We start from the raw sequence: 20,696 nt of genomic DNA on the forward strand, positions 1-20,696 counted from the left end.
CGGGCTACCTGACGGGGCACACCCTGGACTACACCGAAAGCACCCTTTACCTGACCCTGCAGCTAGTTGAGAAAGCCGTGGCCGATGGCTTCCGCCTCCAGGAGGTAGCCGTGCTCTGCCGCCGCCGCGACCAAAGCCGCCGAGTAGCCAAGTTTCTGAAGGAGCGGGGCTACGATATTATTTCGGCCGACTCCCTTTCCCTGGAGTTTGCGGAGGTAGTAAACCTGCTGGTGGCCTTATTTCGGGTGCTGAACCAGCCCGCCGACACCCTGGCCCGGGCCGAAGCCCTGCTGCTCGTGGACCGGGTAGTGCGCGGCCAGGACCCAACCCCCGAGCGGGCCCGCCGCTGGGCCGAGCTGGCCAATGGCGAGTCAGCGCAGCCCTTCTTTGATGAGCTGCGGGAGCTGGGCTACGACGTGCAAGAGCGGGAAACCGGCAACTTAGGCCTGTATGAGCTAACGGAGCGACTGATTGGCCTGTTTGGGCTGTTGCACCGGGTAGCGGAGCAGGAGTACCTGTTTCGGTTTCTGGATCTTACCCTGGAGTACAGCTTGCGCTTTGGCAACAACCTCAACAACTTCCTCACTTACTGGGACCAGCGCAAAAGCAGCCTGAGCATCAACGCCCCCGCCGGCCGCGACGCCATTACCATTACTACCGTGCACAAGGCCAAGGGGCTGGCTTACGGCGTAGTTATTGTGCCGTTCGCCGACTGGTCGTTGCGGCCGTACATGGGCACCCTACTCTGGGGCCGGCTGGCCGATACGGACCGTAAGCCGCTGGCCAGCATGCCCGCCGTGGCGGTGCTGCCCCAAACCCAAGCCCTCTTGCACACTCCCCTGGCCGAGCAGTACACCGAAGAAGTCGAGAAAACCTTTCTAGAAGGGTTAAATATGCTGTACGTGGCCTTCACCCGGCCGCGCCACCGCCTGTACGCCATCAGCCGCAAGCCCCGGCCGGTGAAGGCTGCCAAGGACGGCGAAGCACCCGCCTCCCTGGAGCCGGCCAAAACCGTGGCGGAGCTGCTGCACCGCTACCTCACCAGCACCATGCAGTGGGACGATGAGCAAATGGCCTACGTGCTAGCCGATGCCCACGGCTACGTGCCTACCCAACGCCACGCCCCTCGCGCCACCGCCCACGACCTCCCCTTGCACAACCTAACCAGCACGCCCTGGGAAGAGCGCCTGCGCCTGAAGCGCCACGCCAACACGGTTTTTGATTTCGATGCGCAGCAAACCCAGCGGGAATGGAACCGCAAGCTGCACTACGCCCTGCGCCGGGTGAAGCGAGCCGCGGAAGTAGACCGGGTAGCGGCCCAGTTGGTAGCCGAAGGGCTCGTGAGCACGCGGGAGCGGGCGGAACTGCTGCGCCGCCTGCACGAGGTAACCGAGCACCCGCAGATGGCTCACTATTTCAGCCCCCAGGTAGAGGCCGAGGCCGAGCGCGAAATTCTCGTGGGCGGCACCCGCAAACAGGATTACAAGCCCGACCGTATCGTGTTTGAAGCGACCGGCCGGCGCGTTACGCTCATCGACTTTAAGCTTCCTCCGCCCGAGCCCCGCCACCGCCTACCCCTGCAGCGCTACGCCGGCCTATTCCGGCAGTTGGGCTACGAGGAGGTGCAGTGCGTGCTATACTATTTTGACACGCAGGAGGTCGTTGTTTTCTAGGTAGGGTGGCTGGCACTACCCTAGGCTTCGCGTGGAGTTAGGGTTTGGTGCCCGAAGTTGGGAGTATTGAGCCTAAGCCGCGTATTTTCAGCGTTGAGATATCCGGATGCTTCTACCTTTACGGTTGCCACTACCTACCTCTCCCCTCTTATGGCTGGTCCCCGCAAGGCCGCGCTTGGCTTTATTTTCCTGACGCTGCTGCTGGATGTCATCGGCATTGGCATTATTGTGCCGGTAATTCCGGCCCTTATCCGCAACCTGACGGGTGGTACCATCAGCGACGCGGCCCGGGTAGGCGGCTGGCTGGTGTTTGCTTTTGCCGTCATGCAGTTCCTGTTTTCGCCGGTGATGGGTAACCTCAGCGACCGGTTTGGCCGCCGACCAGTGCTGCTACTTTCCTTGCTCGGGTTTGGGCTCGATTACCTGCTGGTGGCCTTTGCGCCCAGCATTGGCTGGCTGTTTGCTGGCCGCCTGATTGCCGGCGTAATGGGGCCAGCTTCACCACGGCCTCCGCATATATTGCCGATATATCAGCCCCCGAGGAGCGGGCCCAGAATTTTGGCATGATTGGGGCGGCCTTCGGGCTGGGCTTCATCATCGGGCCGGCGCTGGGGGTATTCTGGGTAAGTACGGCCATCAGGTGCCGTTTTTGGCGGCGGCGGGTATTACCCTACTGAACGTGGTGTACGGCTACTTTGTCCTGCCCGAGTCGCTACCCCTGGAGAAGCGCCGGCCGTTCGAATGGGCCCGGGCCAACCCCATCGGCTCTTTGCAGCTGTTGCGGCGCTACCCCGTTATTACCGGGCTAGTGGCCTCCTTGCTGCTGCTTTACGTGGCAGCCCACGCCACGCAGTCTACTTGGTCGTACTACGTAATCGAGAAGTTTCAGTGGACTGAAGCCTGGGTTGGGTACTCGTTGGGGCACTGGGGGCGCTGGTTGCTCTTGTGCAGGGCGTGCTAATTCGGCGGGTCAACCCGGTGCTGGGGCCAAAGCGCTCCGTATTTCTAGGAATGCTGCTGTATGCCGTGGGCTTTGTGCTGTTTGCCTTCGCCTCCAAGGGCTGGATGATGTTTGCCTTTCTGGTGCCCTACTGCCTCGGGGTATTGCCGGGCCGGCCTTGCAGGGCATTATTTCCGGTCAGGTGCCGCCCAACCAACAGGGGGAGCTGCAAGGGGCGCTTACCAGCCTGATGAGCCTGACTTCCATTGTGGGCCCGCCCCTGATGACCAATCTGTTTTCATACTACACCGGCGCCAGCGCCCCGGTTTACTTCCCGGGTGCCCCCTTCCTGCTAGGAGCGGCCCTGATATTGGTGAGCCTGCTGCTGTTAGCCCGCTCCCTGGCCACCTACGTAGCGCCCGCCCCCCAGCAACAGGAAGCAGCTGAGCCACTAGTAAACGCCGGACACTGAGCATCAACGTACTACCCTATTGCCCGCAAAAAAGCCCACACTATAACAGCGTGGGCTTTTTTGTGGAAGGTATGCGAGCGGCTACCGCCGACCCAGCAGCTTTTTGGCGCCTTTGATGGCTTCGGGCAAGGCCAGAGCCAACGAGGCGAAAGATGCGACGGTGGCTACCTGGCAGTAGAAGCACAAGGCCTTGTTCTCCTGCCACTCCTCGCGGCCCAGCTTCACGGTCGTCAGCGAGTCGAATAAGGTTTTTACCCCCATGGCTACCGGCAGCAGGGGCTGCTGGCTGGCCCGGTGCAGGCCCCCGGCTCCGGCCAGACTGGCCGTAATGCCATAGGTAACAATCATGGGTAGCGCGTCGGGCGTGTCCATACGCTTGTAGGCGTAGTCTGAGGCGTCCACTTTGTCGGAGTCAAATACGTCTAGCGGTGGGTCGGGCAGGTGCTTGATGATGCCGGTTTGGTAGAGGCTCACCATCTGGCCGGCGGCCACACCGAGCATGGAGAGGCCAATAATCCAGCGGCGGCGTTTAAGGTCGGGGCTCTGGCCGTGCCGGAGTTCAAGGCTGAGTTGGGTAGGATCCATTGGAAAGAAGTAGCAGGTAGTGAAGGTTTGCTACGGGGTACGTGCTCAGCAGGGGTTTGGGTTAAGGAGGAGCTTGCCTTCCCACGCCTACCCCGGCAGGGGCCGCCGCCGGTACCGGATGCGGCTCGGCTGGCTTTTATCGACGTAAAACTCGTAGCGGCTCGCCTCCGCGTCCAGCACCAGGCGCGCTTCCGCCGGCTTGCGCGGCGGCCGGAAGGGGCTCATCTGCCCGAATTTTACTTCCCGCGTGGCCGCCGGACTTGCCTGCTCCAGCAGCCGGAGGGCGCGCTGCTCCTCGTCCAGTAGGTAGTAGGTGCGGGTGGCGGGCAGGTAGGCACGCGGTACGGTGTAGCCCAGGGCGCTGGCAAAGCCGGTGTAGCGAAACCGGGCCACAGGCTGCCCGCGCAGGTTCAGTACGAAGGCGTTAGGCTGGTTGCGCAGGCGCGGCGGCACCTGCCACTCCATGCTCTCGGGGTGGCCCAGGCTGTCGGTGGTTACCTTATACTCGCCGTACTGGTAGATGGTCAGCACGGTAGTATCGGAGAGGAAGCGGGCCAGCACTAGGTCGGCGTGGGGCTTTTGCAGGGGCAGCGGTGGCTGGCCCGCCCGTAGCAGCTGGCCGCAGGTAAGCAGGGCGCCGCCGCGGGGGGCGGGCAGCGGGTCGCAGTCGGCGCGACCCTCCCCGAACTCATTGCCGGCGGACAGCTCCCGCACTCTACCCTGCAAGTCTAGCAGGTAGAACACGTACGTGCCCACGTCGCTGCCCGGAATCCCGATTTCCTGCCAGAAGGCCAGCCCGCCTACCTCCGGGTAGTAGCCCAGAAACCGGGGCGGGATTGGCTCGCTCACCACCACAATGTCGGCCCCGACGACCGGGTAAAAATCTGGCTTCTGAAACTCCTTGCGCATAATCGGCTGGCCCGCGGCCATGGTCAGCACAATCTGGTAGCGGCCCGCGGGCCCGGTTACCAGCCGGTTGCGAGCAAAGTTGCTGTCGGCGGCCAGGGCTTCCCCCACAATGCCATCGGTGGCAATGCGCAGCATGCGGGCCGAGTCGGTGGTGGCGCTCAGGCGCAGGCGGTAGAGTTGCCCGTTGAGGCGGAAGGTAGTGTCGGTGGTGGCCTTACCGGGCAGACTTCTATTTAACCAGTCCACCGTATCAGGCGCCGTCGGGGCCGGAATTATCGCTAGTTGTACGGAGTCCAGTACGGGAGGTGGAGTGGCAACTTGCTCGGCGGGCGATGAGGGCTGGCAACCAATCAGGAGGCTAGTAACCAGAGAAACCAGATAGCAGCGACGAGCCACGAAAAGCTGCGAAAAATCAGGCAACATTGGGCAAGAGTAACTAGCGAGAATGCCTTGCGAAGGTAGCATCTGGAATCACACAGAAAACGGTTTCCACCCTCGCTAGCGTTATCTTTACTACCATATGGTTACTGCCTCTGCCCTTCCTACCCTTGCCCCCATCACTAGCCGCCCCGATACCACGCCTTTCCTCACGCGCATGGCCCGGGAGCTGGTGGCGAAGTACGGCCCTCGGGCGACCTGTCGGATTTGGTGGTGGTAGTGCCCACCCGGCGGGCCGTGGTGTACCTGCAGAACGAGCTGAGCCTGGCCGCCGAGGCGGGGCAGGCCGTCTGGAGCCCGCGCATTGCGGCCATGGAGGACTACATGGTGGAGCTGGCCGGCGTGCAGGTTGAGGAGCCCATTGCCCTGCAGCTCTTGCTGTTCGAAATTCTGCGCGACATTGACCCCAAGCTGGACTTCGACCAGTTCGTAGGTTGGTCGGGGTTGCTGCTGCAGGACTTCTCTAGCCTCGACCAAAACCTGGCCTCGCCCAAAAAGGTGTTTGAATATCTGAGTCAGGCCAAAGCTCTGGAACGCTGGGAGCTGGGGGCCGAGCCAGCCGCGCAAAGCACCACGGCCGCTTATTTCCGCTTCTGGGACGATCTGGAAAAGGTGTACCGCCGCCTGCGCCGCCGCATGGAGCAGACCCATTTGGCCTACCCCGGCCTTTCCTACCGCCTGGCCGTGAACCGGGTGCAAGATCGGCTGGAAAAAGAGGAAACCCTGCCCCAGCACGTGTTCATTGGCCTGGGCTTGCTCTCGAAGGCCGAGGAAAAGTTAATCCGGTTGCTGCGCAAGGCCCGGCGGGCGGAAGTGTTTTTCGATGCCGATGCCTTTTACCTGGAACGCAACTCGCCCAATCGGGCCGGTCAGCACCTGCGCGAGTACCAGGAGCTGTTCGATTTGCCTTGGGAGAACTTCGGCGGCCCGGCCGAGCTACTGCGCGGACTGCCCCGGGAGGTACGCTTCGTGGGCGTGGCCAATGCCTCCATGCAGGGCAAGGTAGCGGGGCAACTGCTGGCCGAGTCCCGGAGGCTGAACCCCACCGCCAAAGTAGCCGTGGTGCTGCCCGACGAAACCCTGCTGCTGCCGGTCCTGCACGGCCTACCCCTGGATGCCGTGCCGGAATATAACGTTACCATGGGCCTTAATTTCCAGAGCACGCCCCTGTTTAACCTGGTGGATTTGCTGTTTGAGGTGCACCTGACGGGCGTGCGCGAAGGCTCCCCGGAAACTGGCTACGGCATCCCGCGCTACCACCATCTGGCCGTGAGCAAACTGCTGCAGCACCCGTTTCTGCGCCGCTACCAGCACTGGCTCGATAAGCAAGAGGATGCTCGGTATCATGGCCTGCTCGACCAGGTGTGCCGGGCCATTGTAAAGCGCCACGCCGTGCTGCTGCCCGCCGAAGAACTAGTGGAGTTAGGCCGCGGCCACGAGCTGATTGAGGCCCTATTTGCTACCTGGAACAACTGCGACGATATTATTGCGGCCTGCTACACCCTCATCAACCTGCTCAAACAGGCGTACCAGGACCAGCATTCGGCCATTGAAGCCGAGTACCTCTACCTGTTTTTCACCCTAGTGAAGCGCCTGGATTCGGTGTTCGACTGCCGGGAGCAGCGGCTGTCGGTGCGCTCCTTCCGGCGGTTTTTGTACGAGCAGATGAAGGCCACGCGCTTGCCTTTCAGCGGGGAACCCATTGCCGACGTGCAGGTGATGGGCTTGCTGGAAACCCGAGCCCTCGACTTCGACCACATCATCATTCTGAGCTGCAACGAGAATGTGCTGCCGGCCCCCAAGCGCCACAGTTCTTTGTTTCCCTACGACGTGCTGACCACGTTCCAGCTCCCTACCTACGCCGACCACGAAGCCGCCACGGCCCACCAGTTCTGGCGCCTCCTGCAGCGGGCCCGCCAAGTAGATCTGCTCCACATTCTGCCCGGGGCCGAGGGCACTCGCACCGGGGAGCGAAGCCGCTTTCTGCTCCAGATTGAAAACGACCTAGCCGTGCAAAACCCCGGCCTGGTCCTGCGCGACTTAACCGTCACGTCGGAGGCAGCGGCTAGCGACAGTTCAGGAAAATCCGTTGCTGCGTCAACGCAGGCTACCCACCAACCGCCAAGCGCTACCAGCTCCAAAGATGCGCCCGACCTAGTGCTGGAGAAAGATACCGGCATGCTGCTGGCCCTGCGCGACGTGCTAACCAAAGGCCTCTCGCCCACCGGCCTGAACCAGTATCTAAACTGTTCCCTGCAGTTTTACTTCCAACGGGTAGCCCGCTTCCGCGAAAACGACGAGGTAGAAGAAGCCCTGGGTCCCGACGGGTTTGGTACGGTAGTGCACGAGGCGCTGGAGGAGTTGTTCGGTCCGTTTCAGCAGAACAAGCAACCCGTTACGGCTCAGGATATTCCGGGTCTCGTGAAGCTGGCGCCCATCATGGTAGCTAAGGCGTTGCGCCGCGAGGAAGAAGGCCGCCACGCCCGCGCCGACGAAGGCCTGAACCACGTGCTGGGGCAGGTAGCCAGCCAGCTAGTGCGCCGCTACCTGGAAAGCCTACTCGAACAACCCGACGCCCTGCCGCTGCTCATCCAGAGCCAGGAAGAAGCCCTGCAAACCACCGTGTACGTGCCCCTGCCTACCGGCGAAAAACTGCCCGTGAGTTTGGTCGGTTTTGCTGACCGCGTAGACCAACTCCCCGACGGCCGCCTGCGGGTGGTTGACTACAAAACCGGCATGGTCGAGAAGTACCACCTGCAGCTGCTCAAGCGCGGCGAAGGCCCCGCCGACGCTGTGCAGCGCCTACTCACCGACGCTACCCCCGCCGCCGACAAGGTGCGCCAGCTCTGGCTCTACCGCTTCCTGCTGGCCCAGGGTGGCCGCCCCGCCGCCGATGCTGCCATCATTTCCCTGCGCAACCTCGGGGCCGGCCCCATGTCCGCGGATATGAGCTTTCTGACGGCTGATAACCAAGATTTCGTGCAGCACAGCGAGCAGCTTCTCAGCCAGCTCGTCAACCGCATTCTCGACCCCGAGGAGCCTATCCGCAAAACCGACGACCTGGAGAAGTGCCAGTACTGCCCCTACCGCGGCATCTGCGCCCGGTAACGACCCATTGTTGCGTACTAGGGCTAAAGTCTAGTTCCCCTCCTCCGCGGAGGAGGGGTTAGGGTGGTTGATGATACCAGAACGATAATTAGAGCTAGACGCTCGATGATGTTCAACGAGTCAACCACTCCTAGCCCCTCCTTTCCAAGGAGGGGAACTAGCGCTAGTACGCAACTTGGGGCAATTACGCCCTACCTTGCGGCCTCATACCTATGATTATTCAACCCATGGACAAATTCATGCAGGCGGCCATCGAGGAGGCGCTTCAGGGCCGGAAAGAAGGCGGTATTCCCATTGGCTCGGTGCTGCGCCGGGGCGAGGAAATTGTGAGCCGCGGGCACAACAAACGCGTGCAGGAGCTGGACCCCATTGCCCACGGCGAAATGGACGCCCTACGCAACGCCGGCCGCCAGCGCACCTACCGCGACACGGTCCTCTATACCACCCTGATGCCCTGCTACATGTGCGCCGGCACCATTGTGCAGTTCAAGATTCCGAAGGTGGTAGTGGGCGAGGCCCAGACCTTCGGCGAGTCCCAGGCGTTTCTGGAGTCGCACGGCGTGGAGGTGGAGATTCTGAACCTGCCCGAGTGCGTGCAGATGATGCAGGACTTTATCCGCGACGAGCCCACGCTCTGGAACGAGGATATCATGGAGCTGTAGCCCGCTTTGGCATGACGACGGCCACCAAAAAATGCCCGCACTGCGGCCGCTGGACCGAGTGGCAGCAACAGCCCACCGACCAGTGCCAGCACTGCGGGCAGGCCTTGGAGCCCTACCGCGTGGCCAGTGACGAAGCGCGGCAGCGCCTGTCGGAGCAGCCGGTTTCCTCCTTGATGCTCATAGAAATAAAGCCGGAGGATGGTGCCCTAGTGCGGGGACTGAAATACCTGATTCGGGGTGGGCAGCTGGCCTTTGCTGCCCTCATGGCCTTTATGATTTGGCTGGTAACGGCGCTGGCCGGATGAGGCTGCCCGCCGAACTGCGTCACCCCTTATTTGTGCTCGGGACGGGCCTGTACGTCTTTGCGTGCATTAACCGCTACTGGCCCTTCTGGCACCTGCCTGCCTTTGTCAACTCCCACCTGGCTGACTTGCTAGACTTGCCGCTGCAACTGACCATGGTGTTGTGGCTGATGCGCCGGTTTTACTTTCGCCGCCCAAGCTTTGTGCTGCCCCTTTCCTGGATTGTGGCCAGTTGGGTGGTGGTTGCGGTGTGGTTTGAGGTGGTTATGCCTCGGTTTAACCGGAACATGGTGGCCGATCCGCTGGATGTGGTGGCTTACACCCTGGGCGGACTGGTGTTCTGGCGCTGGATGAACCGCCCCGACACCACGCCGGCCTAACCTCAGCTCTACTTCTGCTCGTATAATAACTTCCTAGCCCCGACGGCCTTTTGGTCGCGGGGCTTCTGTTTTAGCCCGCTGGGCGTAGCTTTTCTTACCCATATGATTCAGGATCTTCACCGCGTTTTGTCGGCCTACTGGCAGCAGTTTTTGTTTCTACTGCCCAAACTGCTGATAGCCATTGTGCTGCTGGTGGCGGCCGTGTCCATTGCCAACCGGGTCAGTACCCTGCTCGGTGGGCGCCTGCGCCGCCGCTCCCACGACCCGCTGCTGCCCAACTTTCTGGCCCAGCTCAGCAAGTGGGCCATGGTGCTGCTGGGCTTGATGATAGCCCTGAACATTCTCGGGTTCACGGGGGTAGTCGGAAGCCTGATTGGGGCGGCGGGCGTGTCGGCCTTTATTGTGGGCTTTGCCTTCAAGGACATTGCCGAGAACTTCCTGGCCGGCGTCATCCTGGCCTTCAACCGTCCTTTTCATATCAACGACACCGTCCAAATTAAGGACCTAATTGGGCACGTGGAGGGCCTGAACCTGCGCACTACCCTTATGCGCACCTTCGATGGCAAGCACATCTTCCTGCCCAACTCCATGGTGCTCAAGGAGCCGCTGATTAACTACACCCGCGACGGTAACCTGCGCCAGGATTTTCTGGTGAGCGTGGAGCTGGGCCCCGATGTCACGCCCGATGTGGCCATCAACTTGATTCTGCAGTACCTGCGCACCATCTCCGATATTCAGCAGGCCCCGCGGGAGCCCTATATCAACCTAGAAAAGGCCACCCCCACTACCGCCGACCTGCGCGTGTACTTCTGGGCCGACTCCGAGGATTACCGCCGCGGGGTGTTGCAGCTCAAGAGCCGCATCATGCAGGAAGTCAAGCAGGAACTGCTCGGGGCCGGACTAGGCGTGCCTGGGCTAGGGCAGTAAGTGGCGAGATAGTGAAATGGTGAAATGGTGAGATGGCGAAATGGTGAGTGGGCTTAAAAATACCTGTCATCCTGAGCCTTACGAAGGACCTTATTAGACCCGAACGAGAATCGTCACAACGAATCCTTCTAATGTGAGAAGGTCCTTCGCTACGCTCAGGATGACGGGCCTTTTTACTTACTCACTCACTACTCACCATTTCACTATCTCGCTACTCACTAACTCACAATTTCACCATCTTTGCCTATGCCTAAAAGCACCGTCCATCGGCTGTTACGCCCTTTGCTGTTATGGCGCCTGCGCCACATCAGCGACCGGGTGTACCTGATTCTGGTCAGCATGGTGGTGGGGTTGCTGGCGGGCATGGCGGCGGTAGTGCTCAAAACCCTAGTTCACGACTCCCAAAAGGTGCTGAATGCCTGGGTGCCGGCGCAGTATCAGGTATTTTCCAGCTCCCTCTACCCCATTATTGGCATTGCCCTCACGGTGCTGTTTACCCGGTATTTCCTCGATGGCAACTTGGGGCGAGGCATTGGGCCCATCATTTATAACATTGCCCGGCAGGGTAGCGTGGTGCCCCGCAGTAAGCTGTATTCCCAGCTTGTGTCGTCGTTTCTGACGGTCACGTTTGGGGCTCGGCGGGGTTGGAGGCGCCTATTTCCGTGACGGGCTCGGCCATTGGCTCTAACACCTCCCGGGTGCTGCGTATTGGTCGGCGGGAGCGGCGCCTGCTCACGGGGTGCGGGGCCGCCGCGGGGGTAGCGGCCATCTTTAACTCCCCCATTGCCGGGGTGCTGTTCGCCGTTGAAGTGATTCTCTCGGAGCTGTCGGCGGCGTATTTCGTGCCCTTGCTTATTTCTTCAGCCACGGCCACGGTGGTTTCCAAAGCCCTGTACGCGGGTCAGCCCTTCGTGCTCATTACCACCTCCTGGCCCGTGGATGCGGTGCCCCTCTACCTGATGCTGGCCGTGTTTACGGCCCTGCTGTCGGTATACATGATCCGGGTGTATTTCTGGGCCGACAAGTACTTCGAGCAGCTGCCGGGCACGTTCCGCAAAGTGGTGCTGGGCGGGCTGGCATTGGGCGGACTGGTGTTTCTGTTTCCGCCCCTGTACGGCGAGGGCTACAACATTGTGCAGCTGCTGCTGGGCGGCCACTCCGACCAACTGGTGGACGGCTCCTTGTTCGATGTTTTTCACGACCAAAGTGTGTGGCTGGTGCTGCTGGTAGCGGCCGGCAGTATGCTGCTGAAAGTGGTGGCGACCAGCATTACTATTGGCTCCGGGGGCAACGGGGGCATGTTCGGTTCCTCGCTGTTTGCGGGGGCGCTGTGCGGCTTCGTGTTTGCGCGCCTGATTAATATGAGCGGCCTATACCCTATTTCCGAAGTGCACTTTATTGTGCTGGGCATGGCCGGCACGCTGGCCGGCGTGGTGCACGCGCCCCTGACTGGTATCTTCCTTATTGCCGAAATTACGGGCGGCTACGCCTTGTTCGTGCCCCTGATGGTGGTGACGTCCGGTTCCTACCTCATTACCCGCTACTTTGAGCCCTACTCGGTGTACACGCGCAAGCTGGTGCAGAAGGGCGTGTACGTGAACCAGGACCGGGACCGGGGCCTGCTGGCCCAGCTCGACGTGGCCTCTCAGGTGCAAACCGATTTCCTGCCCGTGCACCCCGAGGACACGTTGGGCGAGCTGGTGCAGACCTTCCGCCACGCCACGCGCAACCTGTTTCCGGTGGTTGATTCCGCGGGGCATTTGCACGGCATCATCAGCCTGGATACGGTGCGCGACGCCCTCTTCGACGATGAGCACTACAACACAACCCGCGTCCGGGACCTGATGAGCGACCCGCCCGCCATCGTCCGTCCCGATGACACCTTGCTGGACACGTTGCGGTGCATGGAGCAGCTAGGGGCCTGGGCCCTGCCCGTCCTCAGCCCCGAAGACCGGTACATGGGTTTTCTGCTGAAGTCTACCATCCTGGCCAATTACCGCCGCCAGCTTATCAAGGAAAGCGAGAACTAACCCGCCAGCGGCGTACCGCCACTGCCCGGCAATCCAGAACTGCATACCGCTGCTTTAGTCGTTTCGATAAACCGATAGTTTGGTGTAGAGCGGTAGGGCGCGGGCCAAACCAGTCCGGCCGCACCGCCGGAGTTTTGGGTAGCAACCGTCTACTGCAAGTTGCGCTCTACCTTTGCCGCATGGCTAGTACTTCTGATTCCGGGGCGACGTGGGTGGCAGTGGTAGGTGGGGGCCCGGCCGGGCTGCTGGCCGCCCAGCACCTAGCTGAAGCCGGCCACCGCGTAACGGTGTACGAGGCCCAGGCTACCATGGGGCGCAAGTTTCTGGTGGCCGGCCACGGTGGCTTCAACCTCACCAACGGAGAGCCGGCCGCCCCCTTTGCGGCCCGCTACGCCGCTCGTCAGCCCGAATTTGCGCGTTACTTCCAGCACTTTTCCGCCGCGGAGCTGCGGGCTTGGGCCCACAGCCTGGGCATTGGCACCTTTGTGGGAACCAGTGGCCGGGTGTTTCCGCTGGAAGAGCACAAGCCCGCCCACCTGCTGCGCGCCTGGCTGGAGCATCTGCGCACGCTCGGCGTCGAGCTGAAAACCCGTCACCGCTGGTTGGGCTTTGCCGCAGAAACGGGGCTGCGAGTGCTCAATGAGGCCGCAGCCCAGGAAACGGTAGTGTACCCAGCTGCTACCCTGCTGGCCCTGGGTGGAGCCAGCTGGACCAAAACCGGCTCCGACGGCCGCTGGACCGCCGCTTTCAAGGAAATTGGGGTGCAAACTGTGCCCTTTGAGCCCAGCAACTGCGGGGCGGAGGTAGCATGGTCGGCTTTTTTCCGGGAGAAGGTGGGCCGGCAACCGCTCAAGAACATTGCCCTGCGCTGCGCCGATCACACGGTGCGCGGGGAGCTCATGCTCACGGAGTACGGCCTGGAAGGCACGCCGGTATACGCCCTCACGCCGGCCCTGCGGGCGGCGCTGGCAGCAGACGGACAGGCTACCCTTCAGCTTAACCTCAAACCCGAGCTGCCCACAGCCCAGCTCCTGAGCAAGTTGGCGGGCCGGCGACCGGGCAAGTCCCTGGCGTCTTTCCTGGCCGACGCGCTGAAGCTCAAGCCCCCCATCCCAACTTTACTTCGGGAGGTAGGCCCGCCAGAACTGCCTGTTGCACCCTCCGAACTGGCCCGGCTGCTCACCAGCCTCCCCATCCCCGTCAGCGGCTTGCGCCCCCTGGATGAGGCCATTAGCACCGCGGGCGGCGTGGCGTGGCCCGAAGTAGATGAGCACCTGATGCTGCGTCGCCGGCCCGGCACCTTCGTGGCCGGCGAAATGCTGGATTGGGAAGCGCCTACGGGTGGCTATCTGCTGCAGGGTTGCTTTAGCACCGGGGCCTGGGCAGCCCGCGGCCTGGCCCAGTGGCTAGGTGCCCCGGTGAGTTTATGAAATTGTGGTATGCAAGGAAGCCGGACGACGCCAGCTGGCCTGGCCAGTGTGCTGCCCCCGAAAACGTGACAAGCCCTTCCCTCCAGCGCGGAGGGAAGGGCTTGTGTTTTGTTTGTTACGTGTGGCTTGGGCGGGCAGCTAGATCTGCTACGCTGCTTCCGCCGCTTTATCGTTCTTCCCGCTGCACCCGCTCGGCCTCTTCGGCTTCGGCCAGAATGGCTTTGGCCTCAGTGAGCAGGCGCTGGCCGTGGTCGAGCTGCTGGCGCAGGATTAGGGCAAACAGGATGAAGTAGGAGACAATGGGTAGAAAGACCCCCAAAGCAAACCACAGCCAGAACGACCGGCCATAGCTATAGGCACAGTAGCCGGTAGTGAGCGGCAGCAGCGACATGGCGAAAATACCGCCTATCAGTAGATCTACGAACATAGCACAGCGGGGCGAAGGCGTGGAACTTCTGGAAGATACACCGCTTTCCGCTGGCTGACAAGTCCGGCTGATACTACGGGCAGTAAGGCAACTACCGGCGGGGCCAGAAAGTTGTGAAAATGTGCCGGTATTTGGCCAGTGAGTCCATCCTTCGTCGGAATTTCTCGTACTTCCACCTTTGCGCTTTCTTTCGCCCACTCCTCGCCCTCCCTATGTGGGAAAACCAAAGTCTGTTCCGCGTTTCGGCCCAGCTCTCGGCCGATGGTATCTTTAATCTGCTCGACCGTAGTCTTAAGCCAGAAGTATTTCTGTTAGGAATTGCCTCGGCGCGCGAAACCTCTGAGCCGGAGGCTATTGTCGTGGAGCCCTCCTCGCACCGCTACCGCCCCCACGACTTTGCCGCCATCAAGGCCCGGGCTGCTGCCCTGGAGCCCGATGGCCCCCGGGAGGTAGTGTACCACCTGCACCCCTTGGACCACGACCGGTTTGAAAAGCACCGCTGGTACGAGCTGTTGCGGCGAGCCACGGAACACTCCCTCAACGACTTAGTAGGCCTGCGGGAGGAAGACCGGGTAAACTTCTGCTCCTTGCCGGTAAGCGTGGGCGGCTACCTTGTGATTGTGGTGCTCCAGCTTTCGGCGGAGGTATACACCAGCTACTACGCCTTGCCCGGCCCGGCGGGCCCTACCCGGCCGGCCTCGCTGCTGGCCGCTACCGTGCTGGAGTTTCTGCAGGATGCCTCCCGGGCCCTGCGCGAGTCAGACACGGACGACGACCGCCCCGTACTCGACCGGGACTATAACGAAGTGCTTCGCGCGGCCGGTCGCCGGTTTATGCTGCGGGCCGCGGCCGGCTCACACGGCCTCTATGATGCCTGCAACGGTATTGCGGCCCTGCGCCACGAAGGCGACGAAGGCGTGGGCACCATGCTGATTTCCCGGCGTAACCACCCTTCCGTAGTACCCATCATGACCCTGGAGTCGCCGATACCGCTGCGCGACTACCGCCGGGTGCGCAAGCTACTGGAACTGAGCGAGGACCGCAACGCCCTGCTCACCGATGCCTCCGACGTGTTCGGGCTGGGCTACCTAGTGGAGCCCACCGACCCGCAGTATGAGCCCTTGTTCACGGTGCACTTTACCAAGCACTACAGCTGGGAGCTTAGCCACGACGAGCACGTGATGATGAAAGTTGTGTCGAACACGCCCCGCCTACCCCAGGGCACAGTTGATGAAATCAACTTTGGGGTAGCCCTGCGGCGCGTGTTTCCTGGGGTTGATGCGGCCGGCGCGGCCTACCTCTGGGAGCTGACTCTCAGGGCAACCGCCCAGGCCAATGGCACCATTCTGGTGATTTCGGAGGGAGCAGCCCAGGAAGCGGCCCGCCTCACGCGGCAGTGCTTTCGGGTGTCGCCCCGCCTGATGACGCCTTCGGTTCTGCGCCTGGTCACCAACATTGACGGGGCCGTGCTCATTGATCCGGCAGGCACCTGCTACGCCATTGGCGTCATTCTGGACGGGCTAGCCACGGAAAAGGGCGACTCTTCCCGCGGCTCGCGCTACAACTCGGCGCTCCGCTACGTGGAAAGCAGCCGCTACCCCGTACTGGTTGTTGTCGTTAGTGAGGACGGCTGGATTGACTTGCTGCCCCCCATGCGCCGCTGATCGGCAGGCAGTTAGCGGCTAAAGCTAGTAGGTATGGGAGGTGCTACCGAGCTAAAAGCTATGCTACCTCCTCCAGCAAGTTGCTGGGGCACAGGCAGGGGCTGCTCGCCACCAGGTGCAGCAGCAAGTGCAGGCCACTCTCCCTGAGTTGGGCCACCACCGCCGACGATAAGTCGCACCAATGCAGGGTAATGCCCGCCTGCCACGCTAGGCGGTCAGCCCGCAACAGGGCCCGTTGGGCCTGGCAGGTTAGCGGCCCCAGCTGCTGGCAGTCAATCCAGATGTGCTTGGCGCCGGCAGCCGGCAAGGCTTGCACCACGGCGTGCTCCAGCCGAACAGCATCGGTAACGCTAACAATCTGCCCGCGCAGGTGTAGGCCTACGCATCCTTTACTGGATACATTATAAATGAGAAACTGGTCGGAGGCCATTAACTGGAAAGAAAGAGGAGTGCGGCTTTTCAAAACTAGATTTTCCGCCTCCTCCCCCTCTCCGCCCAAATACTCTATTTTTCTACGGTTTATGCTGATTCTATCCTCCGTATTTTTCGCAGTTCCACTACGCTTTACGCCCCTACCGGGTGGTTATAACAACCCCTGAGTTACGGCAAACTTGATGAGAGCCGCCGTGTTGCGCACCTGCGTTTTATCGATGATGTTCTGGCGGTGCGTTTCAATGGTGCGCTTGCTGGTAAACAGCTTTTCCGCTATTTCACTGGTAGTAAAGCCCTCTCCGATTAGTCGGAGCACTTCCGTTTCCCGCCGCGACAACGTGCAGGTAGCCTTTTTCTCGCCCTCCACAGGAGCTTTCTCTCCCCGGCTACACAGCTTGTGCAGCAACTCAATTCCTAGCTCCGTGCACAAAAACTGCCGCCCCTCCGCCACCGTGCGAATGGCAAAGTGCATTTCCGCCTTCCCAACATTTTTGAGCACGTACCCCATGGCGCCGGCTTCCAGCATGCGGTTAATGTACTCTTCGTGGCTCAGCATGGACAACATGAGCACGTGCACCTGGGGTAGTCGTTGCGCAGTCGTTGCAGGGTTTCGTACCCGTCCATGTCGGGCATGTTGATATCGAGCAGCACCACATCTACTGTCACAGTAGGAAGCAGGGCCAGGAGCTGGCGGCCGTTGCTGGCCTCTGCTACCACCTGCAGGTCATCCTCGCCCGACAGTAATGCCCGAATTCCGTCCCGGATAATGGCATGGTCATCTGCCAGTGCAATGCGGATCATTGTTAGTGGTATCGTAGGTGTCAGTAGGGGTAGGTGAGTTGGCGCGCGGAACTTGGCCCGAAGTTCTGTCAATATAAAGGAAATCAGATTACGGACCCAGCTAGTGGCAAGCCCCGGCCAACTGTTCCGGCTGCCGCTACCCTGGTGTGGGGCCGCAGCCGGAACGGTCGGCCGCAGCCATCAGCCGTTTACTGATTGCATCATTTGCTCTGGGTAGCGCTGCCCCGCCGCTACGTGCGGCGGAACTAGCTGATTGATGCGGGACAGATCTTCCAAGGAAAGTAGAATGTCAGCCGCGCCTACGTTTTCTTCCAGGTAAGGCACGCGCTTGGTGCCCGGAATCGGCACAATATCCTCGCCCTGGGCCAGCACCCACGCCAGCGCCAGCTGCCCCGGCGTGCAGCTTTTCTCGGCCGCCATTTCTTTGATGCGGGCTACCAAGTCCAGGTTTTTCTGAAAATTTTCGCCCTGAAAGCGCGGGGTAAACCGGCGGTAGTCGTCCTCGGCTAGGTCCTCGAAGCGCTGAATCTGGCCGGTCAGGAAACCGCGGCCCAGGGGCGAATAGGGCACGAAGCCAATGCCCAACTCCCGGCAGGTAGGCAGAATGTTGTCCTCCGGCTCCCGGCTCCAAAGCGAGTATTCCGTTTGCATGGCCGTAATGGGGTGCACTTGGTGGGCCCGGCGCAGGGTGTCGGGGGCAGCTTCGGAGAGGCCCAGGTAGCGCACTTTTCCTTCTTGCACTAGCTCCGCCATGGCCCCTACGGTTTCCTCAATGGGCGTGGCGGGGTCTACGCGGTGCTGGTAGTACAGGTCGATGTAATCGGTGCCTAGGCGCTTGAGGCTGGCTTCGCAGGCGGCTTTTACGTACTCGGGGCGGCCACTGATGCCGCGTTTGGCCGGGTCTGTGGGGTCGCGCTGAATCCCGAATTTGGTGGCGACTACCACGCCCGCCCGGCGGCCCTGCAGGGCCCGGCCCAGCAGCTCCTCATTCAGGAAGGGGCCGTACATGTCGGCCGTGTCAAAGAAAGTCACGCCCAGGTCGAGGGCGCGGTGAATGGTACGCTGGCTTTCGGCGTCGTCGCGCTGCCCGTAAAAGTCGGACATGCCCATGCAGCCAAGGCCCAAGGCAGAAACGTGCAGGCCGGCGCGGCCCAGAGTGCGGGTTTTCATAGGAAGGAACGTGTGGTAGGTGAGCAGGCAGCTTGGTAGGGTTATACGCAGCCACAACCGCATTTGTCGCCGGATGTTAGCCGGGCGGGCACCCCGGCGGCCTTCCCGCCGTATGACTACCGCCGCTCTAGTACTTCCCACTGGCCCTGCTCCTGCCTGATGCCTACTCCCACCTCCTTCGATCAAGATGACCGCCTGCGCTGGGTAGAGCGCATTTCCTACCTGCTCGACAGCCAGTTCCGGGTGCCCGGCACCACCTGGCGCTTCGGCCTCGACCCCATTATGGGCCTGATTCCGGTGGTTGGGGGCCTGCCTTCCCTGGCCATTTCAGGGGTGCTGATTTTGACCATGATGCGCCACGGGGCCAGCGGTAGCCTCGTTATCCGGATGGCCCTAAACGTGCTGCTGGACACCGTCATCGGGGCCATTCCGGTGCTGGGCAACATTTTTGACTTCGCCTATAAAGCCAACGACCGGAACGTGCGCCTGCTGCGCGCCCACTACGCCGAGGGGCGGTACCAGGGTAGCGGCAAAGGGCTGCTGGCGGGCGTGCTGCTCGTGCTACTGGTAGTGGGCGGGCTGCTGGTGTGGGGAGCTTGGGCGCTGGGCAGCGCCCTCTGGCACTGGGCGGAGCAGTTGAACTGGTAAGTGACTGGCCGGGTAAGCCGGTAGTCAACATGCCCCAGCAATTGCGGAAGCCAGCATTCCGGGCGCATGAATCTGGTTGTACCTTTGCGGCGTGAAAACGCTCCGATTAGCTCCTTTGCTGCTGGTTGTATCGGCCTGCCTCTCGCTGCACAGCGAGGAACAGCAGGCCGAAGACGCTGAAAAGGCCCTACTAGCCCGCCACGACGAGCTGATGGCCCAGATGGATCAGCTCTACTCCTTGCGCCAACAGCTGCAAACAACCTCCATTCCTGATACTGCAGCTGCCGGCCGGCAGCGCCGGGCCCTGCTAGCTGCCGAAGCGGGCATGATGTTCTGGATGCACCACTACCGCCGCCCCCAGGACACGGTAGCCGTTGCGCGGCGCCTGACTTATTATTCTGGTCAGCAACAACGAATTGATTCGGTCGGCCGCTTGTTCCGTACGAGTGTCGACTCGGCCCGCCTGCAGCTGCAGGCCCCGGCCGCTAACCATCCTACCCCATGAATACCTCTTTTCTGCGCGCGGCGGGGCAATTACTCCTAGCCGGCGTGCTTTTCAGCGCCAGCGTTGCCCTGCCAGCCTGCACCACCACGCCCGAAGCCCAGGAGTCAGACCGCCTGTCGGTTTTCGGTATCAAGCATGCCGCTCCCCGCACTCCCGCCGACACTCTGCCCGACCCGGTGCCTACTTTCCGGCTCACCAATCAGGAAGGCAAAGTCATTACCAATCAAACGTTTGCCGGCAAGGTCTACATCACGGATTTCTTTTTCGCGACCTGCCCCAGCATCTGCCCCAAAATGCAGAGCGAAATGCTGCGCGTGTATAAGCAGTTTGAAGGCAACCCCAACGTGCTGTTCCTGAGCCATACCATCGACCCGGCCCACGACTCGATTCCGGTGCTGCGTGACTACGCTGAGCGCCTAGGCATCAAGGACGCCTCGCGCTGGCACTTTGCCACCGCCCCCACGACACCGTATTTGCCCTGGCCCACGCCTACATGGCCTCGGCCGAAGTAGATAAGAAAGTGGCCGGCGGCTTTGCGCACAGCGGCGCCTTTGCCCTTATCGACTCTAAGCGCCGCATCCGGGGCGTGTACGACGGCATGGAAAAGTCGGAGGTGGACCGCCTGATTCAGGAGCTACCGATACTGCTAAAAGAGGAGCAGGAAGAGCAAAAAGTAGCTACCCGATGAGCTGGACTAGGCTTTTCGGCCGGGCGGGGCTGGCAGTGGCTGGTAGCACCACGCTGCTGCTGGGCCTCAACGGCTGTTTTACCGAGCGCCAGAACGAGGGCGCCAAGCTCTACGCCGCTCACTGCGCCAGCTGCCACGGCGACCAGGGCCAGGGCTTGGAACGACTAATTCCGGCCGTGGCCAAGACGGACTACATTGCCCGTCACCGCGCCGAGCTGCCGTGCATTATCCGCAAGGGTATGAAAGGACCTGTCACGGTGAACGGTATTGCCTACAACCAAGTGATGCCCGGCCACGAGGACCTGACCGACTCCCAGATTACCAACCTGCTCAACTTCCTGCAAACCAACTGGGGCAACACCAACCAGCCCTATACCATTCGGGAAGCCTCGGAGCTGCTGGGCCGCTGCAACGGCTCCGATGGGCAGTAGCCCGCCCAGCTTTCAACTCTACTCTTTGTCGGCCAAGCACGCAATTGCGCGGGGCAGGCGCAGCATGGCCGGGG

General features: G+C 61.6%; 23 protein-coding genes and 1 pseudogene. 17 read left to right on the forward strand and 7 right to left on the reverse strand.

The genetic code is table 11. The annotated features are described in order from the left end of the window. Window positions 1-77 precede the first annotated feature (77 nt). Together MUN84_RS01855 and MUN84_RS01860 are read left to right on the forward strand one after the other, a co-directional pair. Entirely contained in the window at window positions 78-1,673 is a 1,596-nt protein-coding gene (locus tag MUN84_RS01855) for a 3'-5' exonuclease (RefSeq protein ID WP_244696396.1), read from the forward strand. Between the two features lie 150 nt (window positions 1,674-1,823). Beyond that, window positions 1,824-3,085: pseudogene (locus tag MUN84_RS01860) on the forward strand (TCR/Tet family MFS transporter). An 81-nt stretch (window positions 3,086-3,166) separates the two neighbouring features. Here the strand turns inward: MUN84_RS01860 and MUN84_RS01865 are convergent. Together MUN84_RS01865 and MUN84_RS01870 are read right to left on the reverse strand one after the other, a co-directional pair. After that, window positions 3,167-3,670 (reverse strand): vitamin K epoxide reductase family protein, encoded by a 504-nt coding sequence (locus MUN84_RS01865; RefSeq protein ID WP_244696397.1) that lies wholly within the window; start codon window positions 3,668-3,670, stop codon window positions 3,167-3,169. 87 nt (window positions 3,671-3,757) lie between these two features. Then, window positions 3,758-4,975 (reverse strand): hypothetical protein, encoded by a 1,218-nt coding sequence (locus MUN84_RS01870; protein WP_244696398.1) that lies wholly within the window; start codon window positions 4,973-4,975, stop codon window positions 3,758-3,760. Between the two features lie 124 nt (window positions 4,976-5,099). On the opposite strand from MUN84_RS01870, the gene MUN84_RS01875 reads away from it, so the two are divergent. The 9 genes from MUN84_RS01875 to MUN84_RS01915 all read left to right on the forward strand — a co-directional run bounded on the left by MUN84_RS01875 (window position 5,100) and on the right by MUN84_RS01915 (window position 13,856). Continuing rightward, the gene (locus MUN84_RS01875; protein WP_244696399.1) at window positions 5,100-5,237 is read left to right on the forward strand and encodes a hypothetical protein; all 138 of its coding nucleotides are present in this window, start codon (window positions 5,100-5,102) and stop codon (window positions 5,235-5,237) included. Beyond that, window positions 5,228-8,125, forward strand: coding sequence for a PD-(D/E)XK nuclease family protein (locus MUN84_RS01880; protein WP_244696400.1), 2,898 nt, complete (start codon window positions 5,228-5,230; stop codon window positions 8,123-8,125). Before MUN84_RS01875 ends, MUN84_RS01880 begins: the two co-directional genes overlap by 10 nt. Before the next feature lie 227 nt (window positions 8,126-8,352). After that, window positions 8,353-8,787, forward strand: a complete 435-nt coding sequence (locus MUN84_RS01885) for a nucleoside deaminase (RefSeq protein WP_244698598.1) — start codon at window positions 8,353-8,355, stop codon at window positions 8,785-8,787. Window positions 8,788-8,798: 11 nt separating this feature from the next. Further along, complete coding sequence (locus MUN84_RS01890; protein ID WP_244696401.1) at window positions 8,799-9,092, forward strand: hypothetical protein; 294 nt, start codon at window positions 8,799-8,801, stop codon at window positions 9,090-9,092. After that, on the forward strand, window positions 9,089-9,469 hold the full coding sequence (locus MUN84_RS01895; RefSeq protein ID WP_244696402.1) for a hypothetical protein: 381 nt from the start codon (window positions 9,089-9,091) through the stop codon (window positions 9,467-9,469). The genes MUN84_RS01890 and MUN84_RS01895 overlap by 4 nt, the downstream gene beginning before the upstream one ends. A gap of 102 nt (window positions 9,470-9,571) precedes the next feature. Then, window positions 9,572-10,396 carry a mechanosensitive ion channel family protein gene (locus MUN84_RS01900; protein ID WP_244696403.1) on the forward strand — a complete coding sequence of 275 codons (825 nt, stop codon included), beginning with the start codon at window positions 9,572-9,574 and terminating at the stop codon, window positions 10,394-10,396. A gap of 246 nt (window positions 10,397-10,642) precedes the next feature. Further along, window positions 10,643-11,062: a hypothetical protein gene (locus MUN84_RS01905; RefSeq protein ID WP_244696404.1), complete on the forward strand. Its 420-nt coding sequence runs from the start codon at window positions 10,643-10,645 to the stop codon at window positions 11,060-11,062. After that, complete coding sequence (locus tag MUN84_RS01910; RefSeq protein ID WP_244696405.1) at window positions 11,041-12,426, forward strand: chloride channel protein; 1,386 nt, start codon at window positions 11,041-11,043, stop codon at window positions 12,424-12,426. Before MUN84_RS01905 ends, MUN84_RS01910 begins: the two co-directional genes overlap by 22 nt. Before the next feature lie 179 nt (window positions 12,427-12,605). Then, a complete protein-coding gene (locus MUN84_RS01915) occupies window positions 12,606-13,856 on the forward strand; it encodes an NAD(P)/FAD-dependent oxidoreductase (RefSeq protein ID WP_244696406.1) in 1,251 nt (416 codons plus the stop codon). Between the two features lie 166 nt (window positions 13,857-14,022). On the opposite strand, the gene MUN84_RS01920 is transcribed toward MUN84_RS01915, so the two are convergent. Further along, window positions 14,023-14,283 (reverse strand): hypothetical protein, encoded by a 261-nt coding sequence (locus tag MUN84_RS01920; RefSeq protein WP_244696407.1) that lies wholly within the window; start codon window positions 14,281-14,283, stop codon window positions 14,023-14,025. 212 nt (window positions 14,284-14,495) lie between these two features. Between MUN84_RS01920 and MUN84_RS01925 the strand changes: the two genes are divergently transcribed. Further along, on the forward strand, window positions 14,496-15,947 hold the full coding sequence (locus tag MUN84_RS01925; protein ID WP_244696408.1) for a DNA integrity scanning protein DisA nucleotide-binding domain protein: 1,452 nt from the start codon (window positions 14,496-14,498) through the stop codon (window positions 15,945-15,947). A gap of 58 nt (window positions 15,948-16,005) precedes the next feature. Here the strand turns inward: MUN84_RS01925 and MUN84_RS01930 are convergent, their stop codons facing one another. From MUN84_RS01930 to MUN84_RS01945, 4 genes are all read right to left on the reverse strand, one after another. Beyond that, window positions 16,006-16,377 carry a hypothetical protein gene (locus MUN84_RS01930; protein WP_244696409.1) on the reverse strand — a complete coding sequence of 124 codons (372 nt, stop codon included), beginning with the start codon at window positions 16,375-16,377 and terminating at the stop codon, window positions 16,006-16,008. A 153-nt stretch (window positions 16,378-16,530) separates the two neighbouring features. Beyond that, window positions 16,531-16,944: a LuxR C-terminal-related transcriptional regulator gene (locus MUN84_RS01935; protein ID WP_244696410.1), complete on the reverse strand. Its 414-nt coding sequence runs from the start codon at window positions 16,942-16,944 to the stop codon at window positions 16,531-16,533. Then, entirely contained in the window at window positions 16,929-17,180 is a 252-nt protein-coding gene (locus MUN84_RS01940; protein ID WP_244696411.1) for a response regulator transcription factor, read from the reverse strand. The genes MUN84_RS01935 and MUN84_RS01940 overlap by 16 nt, the downstream gene beginning before the upstream one ends. 180 nt (window positions 17,181-17,360) lie before the next feature. Next, a complete protein-coding gene (locus MUN84_RS01945) occupies window positions 17,361-18,350 on the reverse strand; it encodes an aldo/keto reductase (RefSeq protein ID WP_244696412.1) in 990 nt (329 codons plus the stop codon). A 159-nt stretch (window positions 18,351-18,509) separates the two neighbouring features. On the opposite strand from MUN84_RS01945, the gene MUN84_RS01950 reads away from it, so the two are divergent. The 5 genes from MUN84_RS01950 to MUN84_RS01970 all read left to right on the forward strand — a co-directional run bounded on the left by MUN84_RS01950 (window position 18,510) and on the right by MUN84_RS01970 (window position 20,622). Continuing rightward, window positions 18,510-18,998 carry a DUF4112 domain-containing protein gene (locus MUN84_RS01950; RefSeq protein WP_244696413.1) on the forward strand — a complete coding sequence of 163 codons (489 nt, stop codon included), beginning with the start codon at window positions 18,510-18,512 and terminating at the stop codon, window positions 18,996-18,998. Between the two features lie 91 nt (window positions 18,999-19,089). Further along, complete coding sequence (locus MUN84_RS01955) at window positions 19,090-19,503, forward strand: hypothetical protein (RefSeq protein ID WP_244696414.1); 414 nt, start codon at window positions 19,090-19,092, stop codon at window positions 19,501-19,503. After that, entirely contained in the window at window positions 19,500-20,015 is a 516-nt protein-coding gene (locus tag MUN84_RS01960) for an SCO family protein (RefSeq protein ID WP_244696415.1), read from the forward strand. Before MUN84_RS01955 ends, MUN84_RS01960 begins: the two co-directional genes overlap by 4 nt. Further along, window positions 19,997-20,191, forward strand: a complete 195-nt coding sequence (locus MUN84_RS01965; RefSeq protein ID WP_244696416.1) for a hypothetical protein — start codon at window positions 19,997-19,999, stop codon at window positions 20,189-20,191. The genes MUN84_RS01960 and MUN84_RS01965 overlap by 19 nt, the downstream gene beginning before the upstream one ends. Then, window positions 20,188-20,622 (forward strand): c-type cytochrome, encoded by a 435-nt coding sequence (locus MUN84_RS01970; protein WP_244696417.1) that lies wholly within the window; start codon window positions 20,188-20,190, stop codon window positions 20,620-20,622. Before MUN84_RS01965 ends, MUN84_RS01970 begins: the two co-directional genes overlap by 4 nt. Window positions 20,623-20,696 lie beyond the last annotated feature (74 nt).

This window comes from Hymenobacter sp. 5516J-16 (assembly GCF_022919335.1).
In the GTDB taxonomy this organism is placed as follows: domain Bacteria; phylum Bacteroidota; class Bacteroidia; order Cytophagales; family Hymenobacteraceae; genus Hymenobacter; species Hymenobacter sublimis.

Excerpts from the sequence above, each read along its gene's own strand:
- MUN84_RS01965 (WP_244696416.1), top strand. The coding sequence starts at position 19,997 with ATGGCCTCGGCCGAAGTAGATAAGAAAGTGGCCGGCGGCTTTGCGCAC.
- MUN84_RS01930 (WP_244696409.1), bottom strand. The coding sequence starts at position 16,377 with ATGGCCTCCGACCAGTTTCTCATTTATAATGTATCCAGTAAAGGATGC.
- MUN84_RS01960 (WP_244696415.1), top strand. The coding sequence starts at position 19,500 with ATGAATACCTCTTTTCTGCGCGCGGCGGGGCAATTACTCCTAGCCGGC.
- MUN84_RS01865 (WP_244696397.1), bottom strand. The coding sequence starts at position 3,670 with ATGGATCCTACCCAACTCAGCCTTGAACTCCGGCACGGCCAGAGCCCC.
- MUN84_RS01940 (WP_244696411.1), bottom strand. The coding sequence starts at position 17,180 with ATGATCCGCATTGCACTGGCAGATGACCATGCCATTATCCGGGACGGA.
- MUN84_RS01905 (WP_244696404.1), top strand. The coding sequence starts at position 10,643 with ATGCCTAAAAGCACCGTCCATCGGCTGTTACGCCCTTTGCTGTTATGG.
- MUN84_RS01895 (WP_244696402.1), top strand. The coding sequence starts at position 9,089 with ATGAGGCTGCCCGCCGAACTGCGTCACCCCTTATTTGTGCTCGGGACG.
- MUN84_RS01920 (WP_244696407.1), bottom strand. The coding sequence starts at position 14,283 with ATGTTCGTAGATCTACTGATAGGCGGTATTTTCGCCATGTCGCTGCTG.
- MUN84_RS01970 (WP_244696417.1), top strand. The coding sequence starts at position 20,188 with ATGAGCTGGACTAGGCTTTTCGGCCGGGCGGGGCTGGCAGTGGCTGGT.
- MUN84_RS01950 (WP_244696413.1), top strand. The coding sequence starts at position 18,510 with ATGCCTACTCCCACCTCCTTCGATCAAGATGACCGCCTGCGCTGGGTA.
- MUN84_RS01890 (WP_244696401.1), top strand. The coding sequence starts at position 8,799 with ATGACGACGGCCACCAAAAAATGCCCGCACTGCGGCCGCTGGACCGAG.
- MUN84_RS01900 (WP_244696403.1), top strand. The coding sequence starts at position 9,572 with ATGATTCAGGATCTTCACCGCGTTTTGTCGGCCTACTGGCAGCAGTTT.
- MUN84_RS01915 (WP_244696406.1), top strand. The coding sequence starts at position 12,606 with ATGGCTAGTACTTCTGATTCCGGGGCGACGTGGGTGGCAGTGGTAGGT.
- MUN84_RS01885 (WP_244698598.1), top strand. The coding sequence starts at position 8,353 with ATGGACAAATTCATGCAGGCGGCCATCGAGGAGGCGCTTCAGGGCCGG.
- MUN84_RS01875 (WP_244696399.1), top strand. The coding sequence starts at position 5,100 with ATGGTTACTGCCTCTGCCCTTCCTACCCTTGCCCCCATCACTAGCCGC.
- MUN84_RS01945 (WP_244696412.1), bottom strand. The coding sequence starts at position 18,350 with ATGAAAACCCGCACTCTGGGCCGCGCCGGCCTGCACGTTTCTGCCTTG.
- MUN84_RS01925 (WP_244696408.1), top strand. The coding sequence starts at position 14,496 with ATGTGGGAAAACCAAAGTCTGTTCCGCGTTTCGGCCCAGCTCTCGGCC.
- MUN84_RS01935 (WP_244696410.1), bottom strand. The coding sequence starts at position 16,944 with ATGTTGTCCATGCTGAGCCACGAAGAGTACATTAACCGCATGCTGGAA.